16 protein-coding genes are annotated in these 21,045 nt (G+C 66.1%); 8 read left to right on the top strand and 8 right to left on the bottom strand.

Going from position 1 to position 21,045, the window contains the following annotated elements:
* Nucleotides 1-67: 67 nt before the first annotated feature.
* Together ACODRZ_RS21325 and ACODRZ_RS21320 are read left to right on the top strand one after the other, a co-directional pair.
* Nucleotides 68-241 (top strand): hypothetical protein, encoded by a 174-nt coding sequence (locus tag ACODRZ_RS21325; RefSeq protein ID WP_170065941.1) that lies wholly within the window; start codon nt 68-70, stop codon nt 239-241.
* A gap of 236 nt (nt 242-477) precedes the next feature.
* Nucleotides 478-2,133: an NAD+ synthase gene (locus tag ACODRZ_RS21320; protein ID WP_488972446.1), complete on the top strand. Its 1,656-nt coding sequence runs from the start codon at nt 478-480 to the stop codon at nt 2,131-2,133.
* A gap of 36 nt (nt 2,134-2,169) precedes the next feature.
* Here ACODRZ_RS21320 and ACODRZ_RS21315 read toward each other — a convergent pair whose 3' ends face one another.
* Both ACODRZ_RS21315 and mqo read right to left on the bottom strand, forming a co-directional pair.
* On the bottom strand, nt 2,170-4,323 hold the full coding sequence (locus tag ACODRZ_RS21315) for a TonB-dependent siderophore receptor (protein ID WP_488972447.1): 2,154 nt from the start codon (nt 4,321-4,323) through the stop codon (nt 2,170-2,172).
* Nucleotides 4,324-4,498: 175 nt separating this feature from the next.
* Nucleotides 4,499-6,181, bottom strand: coding sequence for a malate dehydrogenase (quinone) (mqo, locus tag ACODRZ_RS21310; RefSeq protein WP_488972448.1), 1,683 nt, complete (start codon nt 6,179-6,181; stop codon nt 4,499-4,501).
* Nucleotides 6,182-6,525: 344 nt separating this feature from the next.
* Here mqo and ACODRZ_RS21305 point away from each other — a divergent pair, with 344 nt between their 5' ends.
* The 3 genes from ACODRZ_RS21305 to ACODRZ_RS21295 all read left to right on the top strand — a co-directional run bounded on the left by ACODRZ_RS21305 (nt 6,526) and on the right by ACODRZ_RS21295 (nt 10,428).
* Nucleotides 6,526-7,710 carry a benzoate/H(+) symporter BenE family transporter gene (locus tag ACODRZ_RS21305; protein WP_488972449.1) on the top strand — a complete coding sequence of 395 codons (1,185 nt, stop codon included), beginning with the start codon at nt 6,526-6,528 and terminating at the stop codon, nt 7,708-7,710.
* Nucleotides 7,711-7,755: 45 nt separating this feature from the next.
* Nucleotides 7,756-9,102 (top strand): glutamate--tRNA ligase, encoded by a 1,347-nt coding sequence (locus ACODRZ_RS21300; RefSeq protein ID WP_488972450.1) that lies wholly within the window; start codon nt 7,756-7,758, stop codon nt 9,100-9,102.
* A gap of 297 nt (nt 9,103-9,399) precedes the next feature.
* A complete protein-coding gene (locus tag ACODRZ_RS21295; RefSeq protein ID WP_488972451.1) occupies nt 9,400-10,428 on the top strand; it encodes an aspartate-semialdehyde dehydrogenase in 1,029 nt (342 codons plus the stop codon).
* Nucleotides 10,429-10,473: 45 nt separating this feature from the next.
* On the opposite strand, the gene ACODRZ_RS21290 is transcribed toward ACODRZ_RS21295, so the two are convergent.
* From ACODRZ_RS21290 to ACODRZ_RS21270, 5 genes are all read right to left on the bottom strand, one after another.
* A complete protein-coding gene (locus tag ACODRZ_RS21290; RefSeq protein ID WP_488972452.1) occupies nt 10,474-11,940 on the bottom strand; it encodes an ATP-binding protein in 1,467 nt (488 codons plus the stop codon).
* A complete protein-coding gene (locus tag ACODRZ_RS21285; RefSeq protein WP_488972453.1) occupies nt 11,940-12,671 on the bottom strand; it encodes a response regulator in 732 nt (243 codons plus the stop codon). Before ACODRZ_RS21285 ends, ACODRZ_RS21290 begins: the two co-directional genes overlap by 1 nt.
* 44 nt (nt 12,672-12,715) lie before the next feature.
* Entirely contained in the window at nt 12,716-13,438 is a 723-nt protein-coding gene (locus ACODRZ_RS21280; RefSeq protein WP_488972454.1) for an EF-hand domain-containing protein, read from the bottom strand.
* 233 nt (nt 13,439-13,671) lie between these two features.
* A complete protein-coding gene (locus ACODRZ_RS21275) occupies nt 13,672-14,067 on the bottom strand; it encodes a cupin domain-containing protein (protein WP_488972455.1) in 396 nt (131 codons plus the stop codon).
* Between the two features lies 1 nt (nt 14,068).
* Nucleotides 14,069-15,889 carry an aminopeptidase P family protein gene (locus tag ACODRZ_RS21270; protein ID WP_488972456.1) on the bottom strand — a complete coding sequence of 607 codons (1,821 nt, stop codon included), beginning with the start codon at nt 15,887-15,889 and terminating at the stop codon, nt 14,069-14,071.
* A 104-nt stretch (nt 15,890-15,993) separates the two neighbouring features.
* On the opposite strand from ACODRZ_RS21270, the gene ACODRZ_RS21265 reads away from it, so the two are divergent.
* The 3 genes from ACODRZ_RS21265 to ACODRZ_RS21255 all read left to right on the top strand — a co-directional run bounded on the left by ACODRZ_RS21265 (nt 15,994) and on the right by ACODRZ_RS21255 (nt 19,043).
* On the top strand, nt 15,994-16,356 hold the full coding sequence (locus ACODRZ_RS21265; RefSeq protein ID WP_488972457.1) for a GIY-YIG nuclease family protein: 363 nt from the start codon (nt 15,994-15,996) through the stop codon (nt 16,354-16,356).
* A gap of 216 nt (nt 16,357-16,572) precedes the next feature.
* Nucleotides 16,573-18,657 carry a S9 family peptidase gene (locus ACODRZ_RS21260; RefSeq protein WP_488972458.1) on the top strand — a complete coding sequence of 695 codons (2,085 nt, stop codon included), beginning with the start codon at nt 16,573-16,575 and terminating at the stop codon, nt 18,655-18,657.
* The gene (locus ACODRZ_RS21255) at nt 18,657-19,043 is read left to right on the top strand and encodes an acyl-CoA thioesterase (RefSeq protein WP_271180838.1); all 387 of its coding nucleotides are present in this window, start codon (nt 18,657-18,659) and stop codon (nt 19,041-19,043) included. Before ACODRZ_RS21260 ends, ACODRZ_RS21255 begins: the two co-directional genes overlap by 1 nt.
* A gap of 26 nt (nt 19,044-19,069) precedes the next feature.
* Here ACODRZ_RS21255 and ACODRZ_RS21250 read toward each other — a convergent pair whose 3' ends face one another.
* Entirely contained in the window at nt 19,070-20,827 is a 1,758-nt protein-coding gene (locus tag ACODRZ_RS21250) for a cation:proton antiporter domain-containing protein (RefSeq protein WP_488972459.1), read from the bottom strand.
* Nucleotides 20,828-21,045: the final 218 nt, after the last annotated feature.

The raw sequence follows: 21,045 nt of genomic DNA, 5'->3' as shown, positions 1-21,045 counted from the left end.
AAAGAATGCCACTGCAGGCTTGCCTGCAAGCGTTGGCCTATGCGCCAAACAATGCAAGGGGATTCGCATGAAGAAGATTGCTTTCGCCGCGTTCGCGTCGGTTGCCGCACTGTCGCTCGCTGCTTGCGGTGGTGAGCCCGCCGCCGAAGCTACCACGGATTCGGTCGAGACCGCTCCCGAGGAGCTGATGACCGGTGACGCCACCGACGTTCCGACCGAGGCTGCGTCCGAGGCGATGTAATCGGCTCGGGGGTTCGGCGCTACCTTTCGGTGCACTGACCCCCGCCGCTTTCCGCTTCCGGGTCCAACCGGCTTGTGGAAAGTCCGTTTCACGACGGACAGAAGCCCTCCCCGATGGGAGGGTTTTTTGTTTCTGCATTACGCATTTACGCATGGTGTGGAGCAGCAAGACCCGCCCGTCGATGATGGGCGGGTTTTTGTTTGCACTGCCTTCGGGGGCGGGGCATCAACCGGGCCATGCCCGATACGCTGAAGATCACGCTCGCGCAGCTCAACCAGTCGGTCGGGGACATTCCCGGCAATGTCGCCGGCATTCTGGCAGCCCGCGACGCGGCGAGGGGAAGCGACCTCGTCGTTTTTCCCGAGCTTCATCTGATCGGCTATCCGCCTGAGGACCTGATCCTCAAGCCCTCGCTGATCGAGCGAGCCGCAGCACAACTCCAACACCTTGCCGAATCGACTGCCGGTGACGGACCGGCGATGCTGGTCGGGTCCGCCTTCGTCCGTGATGGTGCGCTGCACAACGGGGTGGCCCTGCTCGATCAGGGAAAGGTAGCAGCAGTGCGCCTGAAGCACGAGCTGCCCAATTACGGCACTTTCGACGAGATGCGCCTGTTCCAGCCCGGCCCGCTGCCAGAGCCGGTGATCCTGCGCGGCACCATGATCGGCGTGCCGGTGGGTGAGGACATCTGGCGCTACGAGGTCTGTCGCCACTTGGCCGATTTCGGTGCGGAAATCCTCATCTCGATCAACGGCAGTCCTTACGAGATCAACAAGGAGGCCCTGCGCATCGAGGGCGTGGCCAAGCGGCGGGCGGTCGATACCGGACTGCCGCTTGCCTATCTCAATCGCGTCGGCGGGCAGGACGAACTGGTGTTCGATGGGGCAAGCTTCGCGGTGAACGGCGACGGGGCGCTGGCTGTCCAGTTGCGCGACTGGGAAGAGCAGGTCGTCGAAACCCGCTGGACCAAGACCGCAAAGGGATGGCGCTGCGATCGCGGCGCCGTCGAGCCGCTGGCGCAGAACCCGGAGGACATCTACAGCGCCATGATCCTCGCGTTGCGCGACTACGTGGAGCGCAATGGTTTTCCCGGTGTCGTCCTCGGGCTGTCGGGTGGGGTCGATTCAGCGACGTGCGCGGCGATCGCCGTCGATGCGCTGGGTGCCGGGAAGGTTTGGGGGGTGATGATGCCTTCGCGCTTCACCAGTGCCCAGAGCCTCGACGATGCGGCGGCCTGTGCGCGGTCGCTGGGGATTCGCTACTCTGAGATGCCGATCGGGGCCGCCGTCGATGGATTCGACGCCATGCTGGGTGAAGCGTTCGAGGGGACGCAGCGCGATCTGGCCGAGGAGAACCTGCAGTCGCGGGTACGCGGCGCGGGACTGATGGCCTTGTCGAACAAGTTTGGTCCGATGCTCCTCACCACGGCCAACAAGAGCGAGCTGAGCGTCGGCTACGCGGCGATCTACGGCGCCATGGCGGGCGGCTACGCCCCGCTCAAGGATGCCTACAAGAGCACCGTCTATGCCCTGGCCCGCTGGCGCAACGGGCAGGTGCCGCGCATCGGGTTCGGGCCGGGTGGCACGGTAATCCCGCAAGGCAGCCTGACCCGCGATCCCACGGCCGAACTCTACGAGGGACAGCGCGACAGCGACAGCCTTCCCCCCTACGACGTGCTCGATCCGATCCTCATCGGACTGGTGGAGCACGACAAGAGCGTCGCGCAACTGGTCAACGAGGGCTTCGAGCATGGCGTGGTTCGCCATGTCGAGCTCCTGCTGCATCGTGCCGAGTACAAGCGGCGCCAGTCGCCGCCCGGCGTGAAGCTGACTGCGCGCAACTTCGGCCGGGACCGGCGCTATCCGATCACGCACGCCTTTCGCAGCGGGTGAGGGGCGCTCGCCCGACCCGCTGCAAAAACGCGAATCTCAGTATTCAACACTCAGCGTCACCACCGCGCTGCGCGGGGCGCCATAGAACGCCTGCCCCCACTTGAGGCTGTTGAGGTACTTCACGCCCGTCACGTTGCGCAGGTTGAGGCTTGCGCGCACATGCTCGGCCACGCGCATGCCGGCCATGAGGTCGAGGATCGCATAGCCCTTCTGCTTCAACGTCACATCGCCCTCGGCGCCGCCATAAGCGGACAAGTCGCTGACTACGGCCGTCGTCGCATTCTGCACGCGCAGTTGTGCGCCGACCTTGAGGTCGTTCAGTTCAGGCACCGAATAGGTGCTCGCCAGCTTGAGCGACCGGGTGGGAATCCAGGTGCGGGTGTCGTCTCCGGCGGCATTCTCGATATCGAGATATGTGAAGCCGCCCGACAGCGTCCAGTTGCTCGTGACCTGGCCCGAGAGTTCGACTTCGAAGCCGGTCGAGGTGGTGTCCTGCGGGGCGTAGTAGCTGCCGCCGGCCTTGCCGTTGCATGCCACGCCGTCGACTCCGACCGGACATCCATTCTCGTCGAAGTAGCCGGCATACTCCGCGAGGCCCTTCTGCTTGGCCTTGAACACGGCCGCCGTCGCGTAGAGCTTGCCGTCCAGCCAGGTGCTCTTGATGCCGCCTTCCAGGCTTGTGCCCTTGGCGGGATCGAGGCGTGTACCGTCGATGCCCACTTCGACCTGCGGATTATAGATATCGGTGTAGCTGGCATAGAATGAGACGTTCGGGGTCAGGTCGTAGATCGCGCCGACGTAAGGGCTGACCTTGCTGTCCTTGCGCGCTTGGTCGGCACCGTAGGAGAAGCCGGTCGACTTGATCCACATCGCGCTGGCGCCGACCACGGCCTTGAGCTGGTCGGTCAGGTTGAGGTGGGCGGCGCCGTACACGCGCGTCAGGCGGTCGCTGTAGTCGGCGGCGAGGTAGCTGCCCGGATAGCTGGGCTCGGGGATGCCGGTCTCGCCCCACTGCGATGGCCCCGGGTAGACGATCGTGTCCGTCGAGAAGTTCTCGTACTCCTTGGCGTCAGATTTCGACACGGATACGCCGAGCGCCAGCTTGTGCTCGCGTCCCAGCAGCTGAAACGGGCCGGAGACGTACACGTCGCCCAGGTACTGCTTGTAGTCCGACGGATAGATGCCGCTCATGCCGTAGACGCCTTCGCCCGTCTCGCGGTCGGGGTAGCCGTAAGCGTAGAGCAGCTTGGATTTTTCCTGGAAGCGACGGTAGGTGGCGATCCCGGTTGCCGACCAGCCGCCGCCGAAGTCGTAGACCAGTTCCCCGAACAGGCTCTGGTCGCTGGTGTTCCAATAGGTCCAGTCTGCCGAAGTGGTGGCCGAGCGCTTGAGATCGATCCGGGTGCCGTCGGTGTAGACCAGCGGGATCGCTCCCCACAGCACCCCGTCGGCGTCGTTCTCCTGCCGGGTGTAGCCCACCGTCGCGCGCAGCGAAGGTGTGGCCTGCCAGCGCAGGATAGCGCCATAGACGTCGCGGTTGACGTGGTTGTACGACAGGTATCCGTCGCGGTCCTCGTGCGCATAGATCGCGCGAACGGCCAGGGTGTCGGTGAGGGGGATGTTGGCGTCGCCCTCGACGCGCCAGTAATCGCGGGTTCCGACTTGCGCGGAGCCGGTGATCTTCAGCTCGTCGGTCGGGCGTTTGCGCACGTAATTGACGGTCGCCGAGGGATTGCCGATCCCTGTCATGATTGCGTTGGCGCCGCGCACGATTTCGACGTTCTGGAACAGCGCGGTATCGAGATCGCCGAACTGGATGCCCCAGGCCAGCGGCAGGCCGATGCCGTCGACCTGGAAGTTCGACACGTCGAACCCGCGGGAGGAGAAATAGGTGCGGTCCGTCTCGACCCGCTCGACATTCACGCCCACGGCCTGCTCCAGCAGGTCGTTGACGTTGGTGATCGCGAAGTCCTCGATGCGCTTGCGATCGATGATCGTCACCGACTGCGGCGTGTCCTTCACCGGCAGTGCCAGCGCGGTGGCCGAGCTGGACTGCTCGAGGCCGGCGGTGACGACGATGGTGTCGGCATTGGCCGCGGTTTCGGCGTCTTCTGCATGAGCCGTGCCGCAAAGGGCGGGCGCGAAGAGAAGCGTGCTGGCGAGCAGGGAGTGTCGGACGGGCGAGCGCATTGGGACCCTCATGATTGTTGCTGGACTTTTGCGCGGCCTAAGGTTCTCGTAAATGCGAGTCAATCGCAATAATGTAGCATCTATGTGTCGGAGGGTTGCAGCGGCAGATGCGAAAAGGACGACCGGATCGCACCGGTCGTCCTGTCGTGTCCGAAACCAGGCCGTTTCCGGTAGCTTAGAGTGCCTGTTCCTCGGCATTGAGGTTGCGCCCGGGCTTGGTCTTCGGCGCCGGGGCGATGGGCGTCTTTACGGCGGCGAGGTCCTCGGGCACTTGCAGATAGGGCAGATGCAGGGCCTGGCTGGTCATGCGGCGGATCTCGTTGGTCAGCTTCGGGCTATCGTTGATCTTCCTCCCGACCGAGGGAACCATGGCGCGAATCCTGTCGGCCCAGATGCCCCTGGTTTGCTGCGGGAAAGCCTTGTCCAGCACCTTGAGCATGATGCCCGGCGAAGTCGAGGCGCCCGGCGATGCGCCGAGCAGGGCCGCGATGGTGCCGTCCTTGTCGGCCACGATCTCTGTCCCGAACTGCAGGACGGCGCCCTTCTTCGGGTCACGCTTGATGATCTGGACGCGCTGACCGGCCGTGATCAGTTTCCAGTCGCTGCGCTTGGCCTGCGGGAAATACTTCACCAGCTGCGCCTGACGGTCCGCGTCGGTCAGCGAGGCCTGCTGCGCGAGGTACTTGACGAGGTCGAGGTTCTCGATGCCCACCTTGGTCATCGGCACGACGTTGGTGTCGTAGACCGAGTTGAACAGGTCGGTCCACGAACCGTTCTTGAGGAACCTGGTGCTCTGCAGCGCGAAGGGGCCGAACAGGGTCACCGCCTTGCCGTCGAGCTTGCGCGCGTCGAGGTGGGGCACCGACATCGGCGGGGCGCCGGTCTCGGCAAGACCGTAGACCTTCACGTGGTGCTTGTCGGCGACGGCCGGGGTCTCGAACGCCAGGAACTGGCCGCCGACCGGGAAGCCGGCGTAATCCTGCGCCTCGGGAATACCTGAAAGCTGCAGCAGCTTGAGTGAGGCACCGCCCGCACCGATGAAGACGAAGCGTGTCTTGATCGTGCGATCCGTGTTGCCCTTAAGATCGTGAACGGTGACGTTCCAGGTCTTGTCGCCGTTCTGGTGCAGGCCGCGGACCTCGGTGGAAAGCGAGAGGTGGAAGTTGGGGTTGCGCTGCAACGACGTGGTGAGGCTGCGGGTGATCACGCCGAAGTTCACGTCGGTTCCCAGCGGCATGTAGGTCGCGGCGACCTTCTGCGCCGGATCGCGGCCCTGCATGACCAGCGGTGCCCACTTGGCGATCTGCGCGTGATCGGTGCTGTACTGCATCCCGTAGAACATCGGGTTCCTGACGAGCGCGTCGCGACGCTTCTTCAGATAGGCGATGTTGTCGTCACCCCACACGAAGCTCATGTGCGGCGTCGGGTTGATGAATTCGGAAGGCGCGGGCAGGCGGCCCTGCGCCACTTCATGCGCCCAGAACTGGCGCGAAATCTCGAAGCTCTCGACGATGTCGACGGCTTTTTCGGTCTCGATCTTCCCGTTCTTTTCCGGCGTGTAGTTCATCTCGGCATAGCCCGAGTGGCCGGTGCCCGCATTGTTCCAGCCGTTCGAGCTTTCCTCTGCCACGTTGTCCATGCGCTCGTACAGGTGGATGTTCCAGGTCGGCTCCAGCTCCTGCAGGTAGGTGGCGAGCGTCACGCTCATGATGCCGCCGCCGATGAGGACGACGTCTACCGGCTTGTCGTTCTCGGCTTCGGGCGAGCCGGCCCAGCTGACCGGGCGAAACAGGAAGGCAAGGCCGGCGACGGCCAGTACCAGCACCGCGATGCCGATGATCTTGAGCGTCTTCTTCATGACGACGCCTCGGAGGAGACATCGAAGGGGAGGCAGGGATGCATGGATGTTTCCGCTTCTCGTATTCATGGATTGGTTCCGGAAGAAACCGGCTGGTCGCCGGCCCCGCGCGGCCGGGACTATCTTGCCGTGTGCACGGCGGGTCAAATTGTCGGATCGCGAATATTTATCTATATAAAGCAGTATGTTAATTGGTGCGTCCGAGGGCAATTGTGCCATTTCAAGCACATCGTGCAAAAGCGGTGTGCCGAAAATTGCACATCGTGTTCACCCGATAAGCGGTCGCGGCACCGGATGGTCCGCCGGTGGCTTTTCTCACGAGTGAAACCTGTCATAGGGCACTGATGTCTCTGCCCACCTCGACCTTCCGTCTTGTGCCGCTTTCCGCCTGGACTTCCGCCTTCATCGCCGCGCTCGTCGGTTTCGGGGGCACGGTCCCGCTGATTGTGCAGGCCATGCGCGGACTGGGCGCGGACCCGGAGCAGGTGGGCTCGGCCGTGACGGCCTTGTGCCTGGGCATCGCGGTGTGCGGGGCGCTGTTGTCGCTGCGGCTGCGCATTCCGGTGGTGTTGGCCTGGTCGACACCCGGGGCGGCGCTGCTCGTGGCCAGCGCCGGTGCGGTCAGCTGGCCGGTCGCGATCGGCGCGTTCGTCGCGGCCGCAGCCATGATGTGCGTGCTGGCTGTGGTGCCGGTACTCGAGCGGGCGGCGCGGCGTATCCCGGCATCGGTCGCCTCGGCCATGCTGGCGGGGGTGTTGCTGCCGTTCTGCCTGCAGCTTTTCCGCACGCTGGAAAGCGATGTCCTGCTGGTCTGCGTGCTGCTGGCGGTCTTCGTCATCGCTCGCCAGCGGCTGCCGCTTTATGCGCTGCTGCTGGTGCTCGGCGCAGGGATTGCGGTGCTGCTGCTGCGCGGAGACCTGTCCGGTCACCACGGCGGCGCTCTGCTGGGCAGTCTGCAGCCCGTAGCGCCGCAATTCGACTGGCGCGCGGTGACTTCCATCGGCGTGCCGCTGTTCCTGGTGACGCTGGTGTCCCAGAACCTGCCCGGCCTCGTCGTGCTGCGATCCGCCGGTTATGCGCCCACGCCGCGCCCTTTGTTGCTCGGAACGGGACTCGCGACGCTGGTGCTGGCGCCTTTCGGCGCGCACGGGGTGAACCTGGCGGCGATCACCGCAGCGATCTGCACCGGCTCGGATGCGCACCCCGATGCCGCAGGACGCTGGGTCGTGGGGGTGATCTACGCCGGTTTCTACCTGCTGCTGGCGTTGTTCTCGACGCCGCTGGTGCTGTTCTTCCTGGCGATGCCGGCCTCAGCCATCGCCGCGCTGACCGGCATCGCGCTGATCGCCCCGCTGTCAGGCGCGGTCGAGCAGATGCTGGCCGAGAAGAGCGAGCGTGACGCCGCGATCCTGACGTTCGCTGCGACCGCCTCGGGCGTGTCGCTCATGGGCGTGGGATCGGCGTTCTGGGGACTGCTGGCGGGCTTTGCGGCGCTGGCGGCGAAGTGGACCTTTGCGCGCCGGAAATGACGGCCGAAATTGACCTGCACCGCGCGGCCCCGTAATCGCGCCGGTATGACCGTCACGCGCTTTGCTCCCTCGCCCACCGGGCACCTCCACGTCGGCAACATCCGCACGGCGCTGCACAACTTCCTGCTGGCCCAAAAAAGTAAACAGGGGCAAGGCAGCGGCAAGTTCCTGCTGCGTATCGACGATACCGACCCGGCGCGCTCGAAGGAGGAGTATGTCGAGGCGATCCGCGCCGATCTCGCCTGGCTGGGCATTCATCCCGAGGGCGAGGAGCGCCAGTCCGCACGCTTCGCGATCTACGAGGAGGCGTTCGCGAAGCTGGAAGCGGCGGGCCGCGTCTACCCGTGCTGGGAGACGCCGCAGGAACTGGACTTGCGTCGCAAGGTCCTGCTCGGACGCGGACTTCCGCCAATCTACGACCGCGCCGCGCTGAAACTGACGGCTGAGGAAAAGGCCGCGAAGATCGCGGGCGGCGACCTGCCGCACTGGCGCTTCCTGCTCGACCATGACGAGCCGATCGCCTGGGATGACGGTGTGCGCGGACCCCAGAAATTCGACGCCGCGCAGATGAGCGATCCGGTGGTGCGCCGCGCCGACGGTTCCTGGCTCTACATGCTGCCCTCGGTGATCGACGATATCGCCATGGGCGTGACCGGCATCCTGCGCGGCGAGGACCATGTTTCCAACACGGCGGCGCAGGTCCAGATGTTCACCGCGCTCGGCGCACCGGTGCCTGCCTTCGCGCACGAGGCGCTGCTGGTCGGAACCGAGGGCAAGCTGTCCAAGCGCCTCGGCTCGCTGGGCGCCGCGCATTTCCGTGAGGCGGGAATTGAGCCGCAGGCGCTGGTGGCGCTGCTCGGGCGGCTGGGGACGAGCGACCCGGTCGATCCCGCGCTGGGGCTGGAGGAACTGGCGCAAGTCTTTGATCTTTCGCGCTTCGGCCGCGCTCCTGCGCGCTTCGACGAGGTCGAACTGGAGCGTGTCAACGCCGCGGTAGTGCATGCGCTCGGCTTCGATGCCGTGGCGGCGCGACTCCCCGAGGGCATGGACTCGGCGGCGTGGGAGGCGATTCGCCCGAACCTTGCGAAAGTGGCCGAGGCGGCGGACTGGTGGGCTGTCGTGACCGGGCCGGTGGCGGCGGTGGACTTGTCCGCAGAGGACCGGGCCTACTGCGGGCAGGCTGCTGGAGTGCTGGCCGGGCTGGAGTGGGACGCAGAGATCTGGAAGACACTGACGGGGGCGCTCAAGGAGGTCGGCGGGCGCAAAGGGAAAGCGCTTTTTCTGCCTTTGCGTCAGGCGCTTACGGGGATGGAGCATGGGCCGGACATGGGCGCTCTGCTGCCGCTGATCGGGCGCGATGCGGCTTTGGAGCGGCTGTGGGCGGCGGTGTAGTACGACGGGGCTTCGACAAGCTCAGGGTCAGACACAGCCAGTCGAAGCCCCGGCCGCACACGCAACATAAATTCCATTTACACCGCCTGCGCTTGCCGCTAGTGGCGCCGACATGTTCGTGAAGCCGATCATTATTATCACCCCGAAACCGACCGCGTCCGCGCGGTGGGCGTCGGCGTGCTGGTACTGAACGGCACTCAACGGCACCCACCCCGCACTTAACGGCACGCGGGGCTCTCCAAACGAAGACACAAGACCCTCGCGCTGCTCCACTACCAAGTAGGAGACGCATAGGTCATGGCAGCCAAGTTTACCCCCGGTCAGAAGCTCAACGTCGGAGTCGTCGGCGCGACCGGGCTCGTCGGTTCGATGATCCGCGAGATCCTCGCCGAGCGCAATTTCCCCGTCGCCCAGCTTCGCCTGTTCGCCTCGGCCCGTTCGGCGGGCAAGGAGATCGACGGCGTGGTCGTCGAGGATGCGGCGACCGCCGATTTCGCAGGGCTCGACGTCGTGCTGTTCTCGGCCGGTGGTTCGACCGCCAAGGAACTCGCGCCCAAGGCGGCTGCGGCGGGGGCGATCGTGATCGACAATTCCTCGGCCTTCCGTTCGGACCCGGAGGTGCCGCTGGTCGTCGCCGAAGTGAACGCGCATGCGCTGGCGAACCTGCCCAAGGGCATCGTTGCGAACCCCAACTGCACCACCATGGCGGCGATGCCGGTGCTGCGTCCGCTGCATGACGAGGCGGGCCTGAAGCGCCTTATCGTCTCGACCTATCAGGCGGTGTCGGGCGGCGGCCTTGAGGGCATCGAGGTTCTCGCCAGCCAGATCGAGCACGTCGGCGACCGTACCCGCGAACTCGCCGCCGGTGATACCGCGCCGCTGCTGCCCGAGGCGAAGAAGTGGGCGGTGCCGATGGCGCACAACGTCGTCCCGCTGAACTACGTCTATGCCGAGGACGGCTACACCGAGGAAGAGATCAAGCTGCGTGACGAGAGCCGCAAGATCCTCGAAATCCCGGGGCTGCCGGTTTCGGGTACGTGCGTGCGCGTGCCGGTGTTCACCGGCCACTCGCTGTCGATCAATGCCGAGTTCGAGCGTCCCGTCAGCGTCGAGCGCGCGCTTGAACTGCTGGGCAGCGCGCCGGGCGTGGTGGTGACCGAAGTGCCCAACCCGCTGGAGGCCACCGGCAAGGACCCGGTCTTCGTCGGCCGCGTGCGCAAGGACCCGGGCGTCGAGAACGGCCTCGCGCTGTTCCTGTCGAACGACAACCTGCGCAAGGGCGCGGCGCTCAATGCGGTGCAGATCGCGGAAGCGCTGATCGGCTAAGTTGAAATCCTCCCCGTCCCGCAGGGATGGGGAGGACCCTTGGAACTAGCCCAACGGAAGTTCCAGCGTAACCGTCAGGCCCTCGACGTCGCCGGTGGGAGACAGCCGGTTCGCCAGCACCAGCGCACCGCCGTGCTGGTCGGCAATGGCGCGCGCCAGCGCCAGGCCGAGACCCGCGCCGCCGGTCGCCTTGTTGCGCGACGGGTCGCCGCGCACGAAGGGATTGGTCATGGCCTCGATCTCGTCATCGGGGATGCCGGGGCCGTCGTCCTCGATACGGATCACCGCGCGCTCGCCATCGCGATCGAGACTTACCCGTGCCCCGCCGCCGTAGCGCAGGGCGTTGTCGATGAGGTTGCGCAGGGCGCGCCGCAGCCAGGTCGGCCGCAGTTCCAGCACGGTGCGCTGGGTGTCGCCGAGGTCCACCGGTTCGCCCATGTCCTCGTATTCCTCGACCACCGAGGCGACGAGGGCGGACAGTTCGGTGCGTTCGCGCGGGTCGCTCGGGCGGCCGACGCGGGCGAGGGAGAGGATGTCGTCGAGGGTGCGCACGATGTCCTCGATCGTCGCGGCCATGCGGGCGCGCTCGGTATCGTCCTCGACCGATTCGATGCGCACGCGCAGCGCCGCGAGCGGGGTCTTGAGGTCGTGGCCGATGGCGCCGAGCATGACGTCCTTCTCGTCCAGCATGGCGACGATCCGCGCTTCCATCGCGTTGTGGGCGACGATCAGGCGCTGCATGTCGTCCGGGCCGCTGGGTTCAAGCTGGCCCGCCGAACCGGGGGCGATCGCAAACTGCTCGACACGGCGGGTGAGCGCGGCCAGCGGGCGGGTGATCCGGCGCAGGATCAGCGCGACCGCGCCGACGAGCACGATGTAGATGATGACCGTCTGCACGATCAGCGGGCGGATCATGACGTTGAAGGCACGCGGGCTGCGCACGCGGGCGACCATCCAGTTGGCGCGGCCCGGCTGCTTGACGCCGACCACCAGCAGGTGATCGTCCATCATCTCGTTGACTTCCGGGCCTTCGAGCCGGCCATGGGCGGCGCGCTTGAAGGTATGGGCGCGGGCGAAGGCGTCGCGGCCGACGGTGCGGTGGACGACGACGATCTGCGAGGCGGGGAAGTCCTGTTCGGCCAGCGTGTGCTGGAGGCGGGCTTCCATGTCGTCGTCGCGCTTCTCGCCGGTGCGCAGGGGGGAGCCTTCGCTGAATTCCAGCGGGAAGCCGCGCAGGGGCGGCCCACCGAAGGGCGTGCGGTCGCGATCCCGGTCATTGCCGCGCAGCATCCGGCCCAGCGCCCCGCGTCCGCGCGTCTCGGCGATGAGCTTGAAGGCGACGGCATTGCTCATGCCCGCCTCGTAACCCTCCAACTGGGCGCGGTAGACGAGCAGGGCGCCGATACCCTGTACCAGCAGCAGCGCTGCCGCGACTGCGAGCAGCATCTGGCCCATCAGGCTGCGGGGCCTGAATGCGGAAGCGATCGGCACGGAAGGGATGGGCAGGCGCATCAGTCCTCGATCGGAACGCGGCGCACGTCGGCCGCAAGCATGTAGCCGCCACCCCAGACGGTCTGGATGAGCTGGGCGTTGCGGCTGTCCTGCTCGATCTTGCGGCGCAGGCGGCTGACCTGGTTGTCCACCGCGCGGTCGAACAGGTGCGCCTCGCGGCCCTGCACCATGTCGAGCAGGCGGTCGCGGTTGAGCACCTGCCGGGGATGTTCGAGGAAGGCCATGAGCAGGCGGAACTCGACGGAAGAGATCGCCACCACGGCGCCCTCGGAATCGATCAGGCGGCGCTTGAGGGGATCGAGCCGCCAGCCCTCGAATTCGAACGCCTCGTTCTCTACCGCGGCGGGCGCGGCGCGCGAGGCGCGGCGCAGCACGCTGCGCACGCGGGCGACCAGTTCGCGCGGCTCGAAGGGCTTCACGACATAGTCGTCGGCGCCGATCTCCAGCCCGACGATGCGGTCGGTCGCCTCGCCGCGCGCGGTGAGGAAGATCACCGGCACGTCCTGCGCCTCGACCAGATGGCGGCAGAGCGACAGGCCATCCTCGCCGGGCATCATGATGTCCAGCAGGACGAGGTCGAACTTGGCGTCCCGCAGGCGCGAGCGGGCCTCGGCCGCGCTCGATGCCTGGACGACGGCGAACCCCTGCCGCGACAGGTAGTCGCCCAGGGGTTCGCGAAGGGAAGCCTCGTCGTCGACGAGCAGCAGCTTTGGAGGCGCGGTATCGTTCATCTCTAAATCCATGGCGTTACCGCGCCTTCCTGTCAGTTCGCAGCTTACTTGTCAGCCTTGGTCTGCGTCTTTCGGGCTTCCCAGCGGGCCTTGCGCTCGTCCATGTGGGCCTTGCGGGCGGCTGCGCGCTCTTCCGTGGTCACCTTGCCGTCGTGGTTGGTGTCCTGCGCATCGAAGCGCTTGAGGGCAGCAGCAACGAACTCGGCCTGGGTGACGGCGCCGTCGTTGTTGGTGTCGGCCTGCTTCTCCATCATCATGCCGCCGCGCGGACCGCCGAAGCGACCGGGGCCGCCGTGATGGCCGCCGCGACCCATCTTGCCGCCATGCATACCGGGGCGCATGCCGTCGTGCTCACCGCCGGGAGGCGGGGGCGGCGGGCCATCCATGCCGTCCGGGCCGGGACCACCGGGGCCGCGTCCTTCGGGACCGCGATCGGACATGAACTCGGCCTTGGAGATTGAGCCGTCGCCGTTGGTGTCCAGCTTCGCGAACATCTTCTCGCGCCTCTGCTGGTGCATCAGTTCGCGGTCGGCCTTGTCGAGCTTGCCGTCCTTGTTGACGTCGAGCTTCGCGAACAGTTCGGTGGCGCGGGCCTGCGCCTCGGCGCGGGTGATCACGCCGTCGCCGTCGGCGTCCATCTTCGGACGCTCCATGCGCGGCTTCTGGTTCGCAGGGGCGTTGTTCGCAGGGGCCTGGGCGCAGGCCACGCCGCCGATCGTCAGTGCAGCGGCCGAAAGGCCGAGCAGCAGGGTCTTCATCGAGGTCATGTGTCTTGTCCCGTAACAATTGGATGAGAGCCACAGGACAGCAAGGGAAGGGAGGGGGAAGAACTGTCCTGCGGCTCTCTGTGATCCTGTCTAAACGCGGGTTGTCGCGCAGTTGTGCCGGGAGGAGCGTTTATTGTCGTGAATTGTCACAAGTGGGGCGGGGTGTTCATCCGATTGCAAACCGGCAGGCTCCGGGACTTGAGGCCGCGCCACGCCGAGGGCAAAAGCCTCGATCAGCGCGGGCGGCCTTCGGTGCCCATTCCCGCCGTCACGAACAGCGCGCTCGAAGGCTGCGAGACGTCGGCGGTGTGCCACACGCCCGCCGGGTTCACGATGTATTGCCCCGGCTGCAGCGTCTCGGAGTGAAGCCGTCCATCGGGATATTCCTGGATCAGCGTGATCTCGCCGGAGAGGCACACGACCAGTTCGTCGCCCTCCGGATGCATCTCCCACGAATCCCAGCTCGACGCGAAGTCGAACATGCTGACGAGCCGACCTTCCTTCCCGTCGGCTGCGGTGCGCTCCCCATAGGCCGCGTACCAGTCCATGCCGGTAAAGGCGGGCTGGTCCGCGACCTTTGCACCGAGGCCGAGGTGGACCGGATAAGTGCGAAGGTCGCGCGCCGTCATGTCAGAGCGGCTCGCACTGGGCGCGCAGCCATGCCAGCGCGTCACCTTCAAGCTGCGGCGCGACGATCTCCAGCACCCGTGCGTGGTAGTCGTTCCACCACGCGATCTCGGCCGGAGAGAGCAGCGATGTGTCCACCAGCTGCCGCTCGATCGGCACATGGGTCAGCGTCTCGAAGCCGCAGTATTCGCCGTCCGAGCCCGCGATCTCCCGGCTTTCGACGAGGATCAGGTTCTCGATGCGGATGCCGTATTCGCCCGTCTTGTAATAGCCCGGCTCGTTGGAGAGGAACATGCCCGGCAGCAGCGGCTGGTCGGTGCCCGCCTGCCCGCCCGAGGACTTGGCGATGCGCTGCGGCCCTTCGTGGACCGCAAGGAAGCTGCCGACGCCGTGGCCGGTGCCATGGGCATAGTCGAGCCCGGCCTGCCACAGCGCATGGCGCGCCAGCACGTCGAGCTGGCTGCCTGCCGTACCCTTGGGGAACACCGCGAGGGCGAGCGCGATGTGGCCCTTGAGCACGCGGGTGAAGCGGTCCTTCACTTCGGCGAAGGGCGCATCAGGCCCGACCCAGACGGTGCGGGTGATGTCGGTGGTGCCGTCCGGATACTGCCCGCCCGAGTCGACGAGATAGACCGAGTTCGGCTCCAGCGTGAGGCTGGTTTCCTCCGACACGCGGTAGTGCGGGCTCGCGCCATTCGGCCCGGCGCCGGAGATCGTGTCGAACGACAGGTCGCGCAAGGTCGGATCGAGCGCGCGGAAGTCCTGCAACTTCGCGGCGGCCGACAGTTCGGTGACTTCGCCCTTGGGCGCCTCGACCGCGAGCCAGTGGAGGAAGCGCGTCACGGCGGCGGCATCGCGGCCTTGAGCGGCGCGGTGACCGGCCTGCTCGACCGGGTTCTTGATCGCCTTGGGCAGCACCGTGGGGTCGCGCTCCTCGACCAGAGTGGCGCCGACGCCGCGAAGCTCCTCGAAGATGGCGCTGACGGCGCGTTCGGGATCGACGGCAACGCGCTTGCCCGCCAGTTCGCGCAGGCCCTGAGTGAAGGCGGCGCGTTCGCGGATGGTGACCGCGTTGCCGAGGTGGCGGCGGACCTCGTCGGTCACTTTCTCCCCGGCGATGAACAGGTCGGCGGTGCCGTCCTTTCGCGCGATCACGTAGGACAGCGCGACGGGGGTACGGTCCACGTCGGCGCCGCGGATGTTGAGCAGCCAGGCGATCGAATCGAGCGCGGTGATCACCGTCGCGTCGAGCCCCTTGGCGGAGAGCCATTCGGAAACGGCGGCGCGCTTGGCCTCGCTGGCCTCGCCGGTGAACTGGTCGGGATGGACGATCGCGGGGGCAGCGGAAGGCAGCGGCTGGTCTTCCCACACAGCGTCGATCGGATTGCCCTCGACCGCGATGAGGGCGCCGCCCTTTGCCGCCAGGGTGGCTTCCACGGCCTGCGCCCACTTCGATCCGTGGAGCCATGCGTCGTATCCGATCCTGGCGCCTTCGGGGGCGTTGGCGGCCAGCCATGCCGGAACGCTGGTCGCGGGCACGCTTTCGTAGGCATAGATGCGCCCGTCCACCTGATCGCGCACCTGCAGCGTATAGCGCCCGTCCACGAACATCGCGGCGGCGGGCGAGCGACCAGCATCGGTCAGCACCACGGCGGTCCCGGCCGAGCCGCCGAAGCCGGTCAGCCATTCGAGCCGCTGGGCATAGGCGCCGACGTACTCGCTCATGTGCTCGTCGGAAATCGGGATCACGAAGCCGTCGAGGCCGCGCGCCTTCAGTTCCTTGCGGAGCGCATCGAGGCGGGCTTCATGGGTATTCATCAGCATGTCATGGGCTTTCGCACTTCGGGGGGGTGTTGCGGCGAACATAGGCTTTGCGCGGCGGGAGGGGAAGGGAGGCCGGCATTGGGTTAACCTTCCGCAAGGTCGTCATGCTGAACTTGTTTCAGCATCCATCGTGCCGCAAACCCGGAGCCATGCGGCAGGAACGCCAGCCTTGCGTCTACACCCTCGCGAGCGGGCGCTACGGCACGCTTTACATCGGCGTCACGTCCAACCTGATCGGTCGGCTATGGCAGCACCGGAATGATGTATTGCCCGGTTTCACATCACGTTACGATGTTCACCGCCTCGTTCATTTCGAGATGTTCGGTGACATGCTTCGCGCCATCGCTCGAGAGAAGCAACTGAAACGCTGGCATCGCGACTGGAAGATCAACCTCATCAATGCCGAGAACCCGGAGTGGAGGGATTTGGCGGTGGGGTTGGGCTTCCCGCCGATGGGGCAGAATTAACCGATGGATGGACCCTGAAACAAGTTCAGGGTGACGAAAGTAGGAAGGTGAGGGGGAGGGATTGATCGCTCCCAACCCCCGTCATGCTGAACTCGTTTCAGCATCCATCGTGCCGCACACCCGGAGCCATGCGGCAGGAATGCGAACCCGGCGCTCACCTGCGAATTTTTCGCAAGGCGCTTCAACTCCACCCGCGCAGACTCTAGATGAGTGCCCATGGCAGATTCCACCCAGACCCTCATCGGTCCCCCGCAGGCGGCGAAGAAGCCGCATTCCTTCACCCATCACGGCGTCACCGTCAGCGACGACTACGCCTGGCTGCGCGATCCCGGCTATCCCGAGGTGAAGGACAAGGAGGTCCTCGACCATCTCGAGGCGGAGAACCGCTGGTTCGAATCGAAGATGGACCAGCACAAGGGCCGCATCGACGCGCTGTTCAAGGAAATGCGCGGCCGCATCAAGGAAGCCGACTCGTCGGTGCCGCAGAAGGACGGCGACTGGCTCTACTGGATCGAGTTCGAGGAAGGCGCCGAATACAAGAAGTGGTGGCGCAAACCCGTCGCGGGCGGCGAGCCCGAACTGATGCTCGACGAAGTGGCGCTGGCAGAGGGCAAGGACTACTTCCGCCTCGGCGCGATCTCGACGACGACGGACGGCAGGCTGCTCGCTTACGCCTATGACGACAACGGTTCGGAACGCTTCACCGCGCGGATCAAGGACCTGACCACCGGGCAGCTGCTGCCTGACGAAATCCCCGGCACGCTGTCCTCGCTGGTCTGGGTGGCGCAGGACAAGGGCCTCGTCTACTCGCTCGCGAACGAGCAGTGGCGCACCGACAATGCCCGCCTGCACTGGCTGGGTCAGCCGGTGGAAGACGACGTCGAGCTGTTCCACGAGGACGATGAGGGTTTCCGCGTCGGCTCCTCGCTCTCGTCGAACGAGAAGTGGCTGCTGATCGGGACCAGCGATCATGAGACCAGCGAATGCCGCATGGTCCTCGCCGACGATCCGCTCGGCGAGCAGATTCTGGTGAAGCCGCGCGTCAAGGGCGTGGAGTACGACGTCGATGAGCGCGAGGACGTGCTCTACATCCACACCAACGACACGCACGAGAACTTCCGCCTCGCCACCGCGCCGCTGGCGAACCCCGGCGAGTGGACGACGCTGATCGAGGGCACGGACGAATTCTATCTCACCGGCATGGACCTGTTCCGCGACTTCTACGTGATCGAGGGGCGCAAGTCGGCAGGGGCAGGCGCCGGTCTCGACCAGATCGAGCTGCGCTATTACGACGATCCGACCCGGATCGAGCCGATCGCCTTCCCGGAGGCCAGCTATTCGGCAGGCATGTCCAACAATCCCGAATGGCACATGGAGAAGCTGCGGCTGACCTATGAGTCGATGGTCGCTCCGTCCTCGGTAATGGACTACGATGTCGCCGCGCGCACGCTGGAGACGCTCAAGGTCCAGGAAATCCCCTCGGGCTACGACGCCTCGCTCTACGCCACCGAGCGGCTTGAGATCACCGCGCGTGACGGCACCGCGATCCCCGTCTCGATCGTCTACCGCAAGGACCGGACCGGAGCCGGGCCGCTGCATCTCTATGGCTACGGCGCTTACGGCATCGCCATCGATCCGGGCTTCTCGACCTCGCGCCTCAGCCTCGTCGATCGCGGCTTCGCTTATGCCATCGCGCATATCCGGGGCGGCGACGATCTTGGCCGCGCATGGTACAAGGCGGGCAAGCTGGAACGGCGCGAGAATACCTTCAACGACTTCGTCGATGTCGCCAAGGGCCTGATCGAGCGCGGCTTCACCGAGGCGGGCAGGATCAGCATCTCGGGCGGCTCGGCGGGCGGCGAGCTGATGGGTGCGGTTATCAATTCCGATCCCGAACTGTTCGGTGCGGTGGTCGCGCATGTGCCCTTCGTCGATGTGCTGAGCACCATGCTCGACGACACCCTGCCGCTGACCCCGGGCGAATGGCCCGAATGGGGCAACCCTATCGAGGACAAGGCCGCCTTCGACCTGATCCTGAGCTACAGCCCCTACGATCAGGTCAAGGCGCAGGCCTATCCGCCGTTGATGGTGACGGCGGGCCTCAATGACCCGCGCGTGACCTACTGGGAGCCCGCGAAGTGGGTGGCGAAGCTGCGGGAGGTGAAGACCGACGGCAACGAGCTGATCCTCAAGACCAACATGGGCGCAGGCCACGGCGGCAAGTCGGGACGGTTCGAGAGCCTGAAGGAAACCGCGGAGGAGTTCGCCTTCATCCTGTGGCAGCTGGGAATCGAGGGCTGATGTTCACCCTCACCTTCACCGCGTTGCCTGAGCACATCGATGTGATGGGCCACGTCAACAACGCGGTGTGGGTGCAGTGGATGGAGGCGATGGCGGGCGCGCACTGGGCCGCCGTCGCCCCGGCCGAACATCAGGAAAAGTACGCCTGGCTCGTTACCCGTCACGAGATCGACTATCGCGGCAACATCCGCGAGGGGGAGAGCGTGACGGGAGAGACCTTCATTCCCGAAGGGCCGAGCGGCGCGCGCTTCGACCGGCGGGTGGATTTCCGGAACGCGGCGGGCAAGGTGATCGTCTCGGCCCGCACTACATGGGCGATGATCGACATCGCCTCCGGTCGGCTGATGCGCGTGCCGCCGGAAGTGGCGGCGCCGTTCGTGGGTTGACCACCTCTCGCAATGACGACGGAGGTTTACCGCCGGTCCCTCGGTCGCTGGGTGATGATGTGTTCCCTTGCCGCGCGCAGGTCGCCGCTTTCGTACTGCAGCGTCAGGCGCTCCTTGTCGCTCTTGCGATAGGCCTGTTCCGCCCGGTCGATGTCGGCCAGCGCCACGTCCAGTCCCTTGAGCGCCTTGCGCGCCAGCACCACCGCCGATTCCATCACTTCACGCGCCATCGAGGTGACGGGCGAATCCTTCAGGCGCAGCAGTGCGCGGCGGTCGAATACACGGGCGTGGATCTGCGCGTTCGGGAATGCCTGATGCACCGCCTGGAGGAACGGTTCGGTCAGCTGGTCGCCGTCGATGCAGAAGACGATCAGCTCGGCATCGGCGGCGCCCGCCTGACGCAGGAGATCGATGCGGGTGCCGTCTCCGAACCAGACCTGCGCGCCGAAGCCCTTGGCGATGTCGATCATCTCGATGTCGGTGTCGATCATCGTCACTTCGATGTCGGCGGAGATGAGCATCTGCGCCACCGTCTGCCCGAAGCGGCCATAGCCCACGACGATCGCGTTGGCGCCGTCCTCGTGCGGGCCTTCGCGTTCTTCCTTCTTGCCTTCGGGGCGCTCGCGGATGCCGCGCGTCGCCATCATCAGGAACGGCGTGGTGACCATCGAGAGCGTGACGATGGCGCTGAACAGACTGGTCGCCTCCGGCCCCACCAGCATCGCGTTGCTGGCCTGTGCAAACAGCACGAAGGCGAACTCGCCGCCCTGGCTCAGCAGCAGGCCTAGCGCCAGCGCGCTGCGCCACTCCATGCGGAAGGCGAGGCCGAGCAGGAAGATGATGCCGCCCTTCACCGCGATCAGCGCGAGCGCCATGGCAATAACGAACAGCGGCCGTTCGGCGATGGCGGACAAGTCCAGCAACATGCCGACTGACATGAAGAACAGGCCGAGCAGGATCGCGCGGAACGGTTCGACGTCGGCTTCCAACTCGTGCCGGTAAGGGGAATCCGCCAGCATGACGCCCGCGATGAAGGCGCCCAGCGCGGTCGACAGACCCAGCATCTGCATCAGCGCGCCCGAGGCCATGACCGTGAACAGGGCGGCGAAGACGAACATCTCGCGCTCGCCGAGGTTGCCTATGAGGCGAAACAGCGGCCGGATCACGAAGCGCCCGGCCAGGACCAGCCCGACGATGGCGGCGACCGTCTCCAGGCCCAGCACCCATCCCGGCGGCCCGGAAGGCAGTGCCGGATTGCGGTTCATCGCGGCGATGATCGTGATAAGCGGTATGATCGACAGGTCCTGAAACAACAGGATCGCGAATGACCGCTCACCGAACGGGGTGTGCAGGCGGCCGGCGCTCTGCAGCATCGGCAGCACCTGCGCGGTCGAGGACAGACCCAGCGGCAACCCCAGCGCGAGCGAGGCTTCCAGGCTGAAGCCGGTGAAGAGGTAGATCACCCCCGATACCGCCAGCCCGCACAGCACTACCTGCAAGAGCCCGAGGCCGAAGATCTCGTGCCGCATCTTCCACAGGCGCGCGGGGGCGAGTTCGAGGCCGACGATGAACAGCAGCAGGGTGATGCCCAGTTCTGCGATCCCCATCTTGCTTTCGGGATCGCCGACGAGGTCCAGCACATAAGGGCCGAGCACCGCGCCGGTGGTCAGAAAGCCCAGCGTCGCGCCGATGCCCAGCCGCCGGAACAGCAGGACGAAGCCGAGCGCGGTCCCCAGCAGCAGGAAACCGTCGCGCAGCAGGAATGCCTGGGCATGTTCTTCCATCGGGGCCTTTCGGGAGTGTCGCGTGGGGGAGGCGCGACTGTCTTAGCGGCGGGGTGCGCCGGGGCCAACCATACAATAGTGGGGATGTTGTCGCTTCCGGCAGGTGTCGTCGATGGGGGCACTCGGCGGGGGCTTCGACAGGCTCAGCCTGAGCGGGATTTAACAGGCTGCGGAAAAAGGCTTGGCAGAGCCCGCCATTGGCCCCGGTTTCGCCGTTT

This window comes from Novosphingobium sp. FG90 (genome assembly GCF_057808725.1).
Note: the sequence above shows the minus strand (reverse complement) of the source record. Positions and strands in the feature narration are given on the sequence as shown.

Excerpts from the sequence above, each read along its gene's own strand:
- ACODRZ_RS21325 (WP_170065941.1), top strand. The coding sequence starts at position 68 with ATGAAGAAGATTGCTTTCGCCGCGTTCGCGTCGGTTGCCGCACTGTCG.
- ACODRZ_RS21320 (WP_488972446.1), top strand. The coding sequence starts at position 478 with ATGCCCGATACGCTGAAGATCACGCTCGCGCAGCTCAACCAGTCGGTC.
- ACODRZ_RS21315 (WP_488972447.1), bottom strand. The coding sequence starts at position 4,323 with ATGCGCTCGCCCGTCCGACACTCCCTGCTCGCCAGCACGCTTCTCTTC.
- mqo (WP_488972448.1), bottom strand. The coding sequence starts at position 6,181 with ATGAAGAAGACGCTCAAGATCATCGGCATCGCGGTGCTGGTACTGGCC.
- ACODRZ_RS21305 (WP_488972449.1), top strand. The coding sequence starts at position 6,526 with ATGTCTCTGCCCACCTCGACCTTCCGTCTTGTGCCGCTTTCCGCCTGG.
- ACODRZ_RS21300 (WP_488972450.1), top strand. The coding sequence starts at position 7,756 with ATGACCGTCACGCGCTTTGCTCCCTCGCCCACCGGGCACCTCCACGTC.
- ACODRZ_RS21295 (WP_488972451.1), top strand. The coding sequence starts at position 9,400 with ATGGCAGCCAAGTTTACCCCCGGTCAGAAGCTCAACGTCGGAGTCGTC.
- ACODRZ_RS21290 (WP_488972452.1), bottom strand. The coding sequence starts at position 11,940 with ATGCGCCTGCCCATCCCTTCCGTGCCGATCGCTTCCGCATTCAGGCCC.
- ACODRZ_RS21285 (WP_488972453.1), bottom strand. The coding sequence starts at position 12,671 with ATGAACGATACCGCGCCTCCAAAGCTGCTGCTCGTCGACGACGAGGCT.
- ACODRZ_RS21280 (WP_488972454.1), bottom strand. The coding sequence starts at position 13,438 with ATGACCTCGATGAAGACCCTGCTGCTCGGCCTTTCGGCCGCTGCACTG.
- ACODRZ_RS21275 (WP_488972455.1), bottom strand. The coding sequence starts at position 14,067 with ATGACGGCGCGCGACCTTCGCACTTATCCGGTCCACCTCGGCCTCGGT.
- ACODRZ_RS21270 (WP_488972456.1), bottom strand. The coding sequence starts at position 15,889 with ATGCTGATGAATACCCATGAAGCCCGCCTCGATGCGCTCCGCAAGGAA.
- ACODRZ_RS21265 (WP_488972457.1), top strand. The coding sequence starts at position 15,994 with ATGCTGAACTTGTTTCAGCATCCATCGTGCCGCAAACCCGGAGCCATG.
- ACODRZ_RS21260 (WP_488972458.1), top strand. The coding sequence starts at position 16,573 with ATGGCAGATTCCACCCAGACCCTCATCGGTCCCCCGCAGGCGGCGAAG.
- ACODRZ_RS21255 (WP_271180838.1), top strand. The coding sequence starts at position 18,657 with ATGTTCACCCTCACCTTCACCGCGTTGCCTGAGCACATCGATGTGATG.
- ACODRZ_RS21250 (WP_488972459.1), bottom strand. The coding sequence starts at position 20,827 with ATGGAAGAACATGCCCAGGCATTCCTGCTGCGCGACGGTTTCCTGCTG.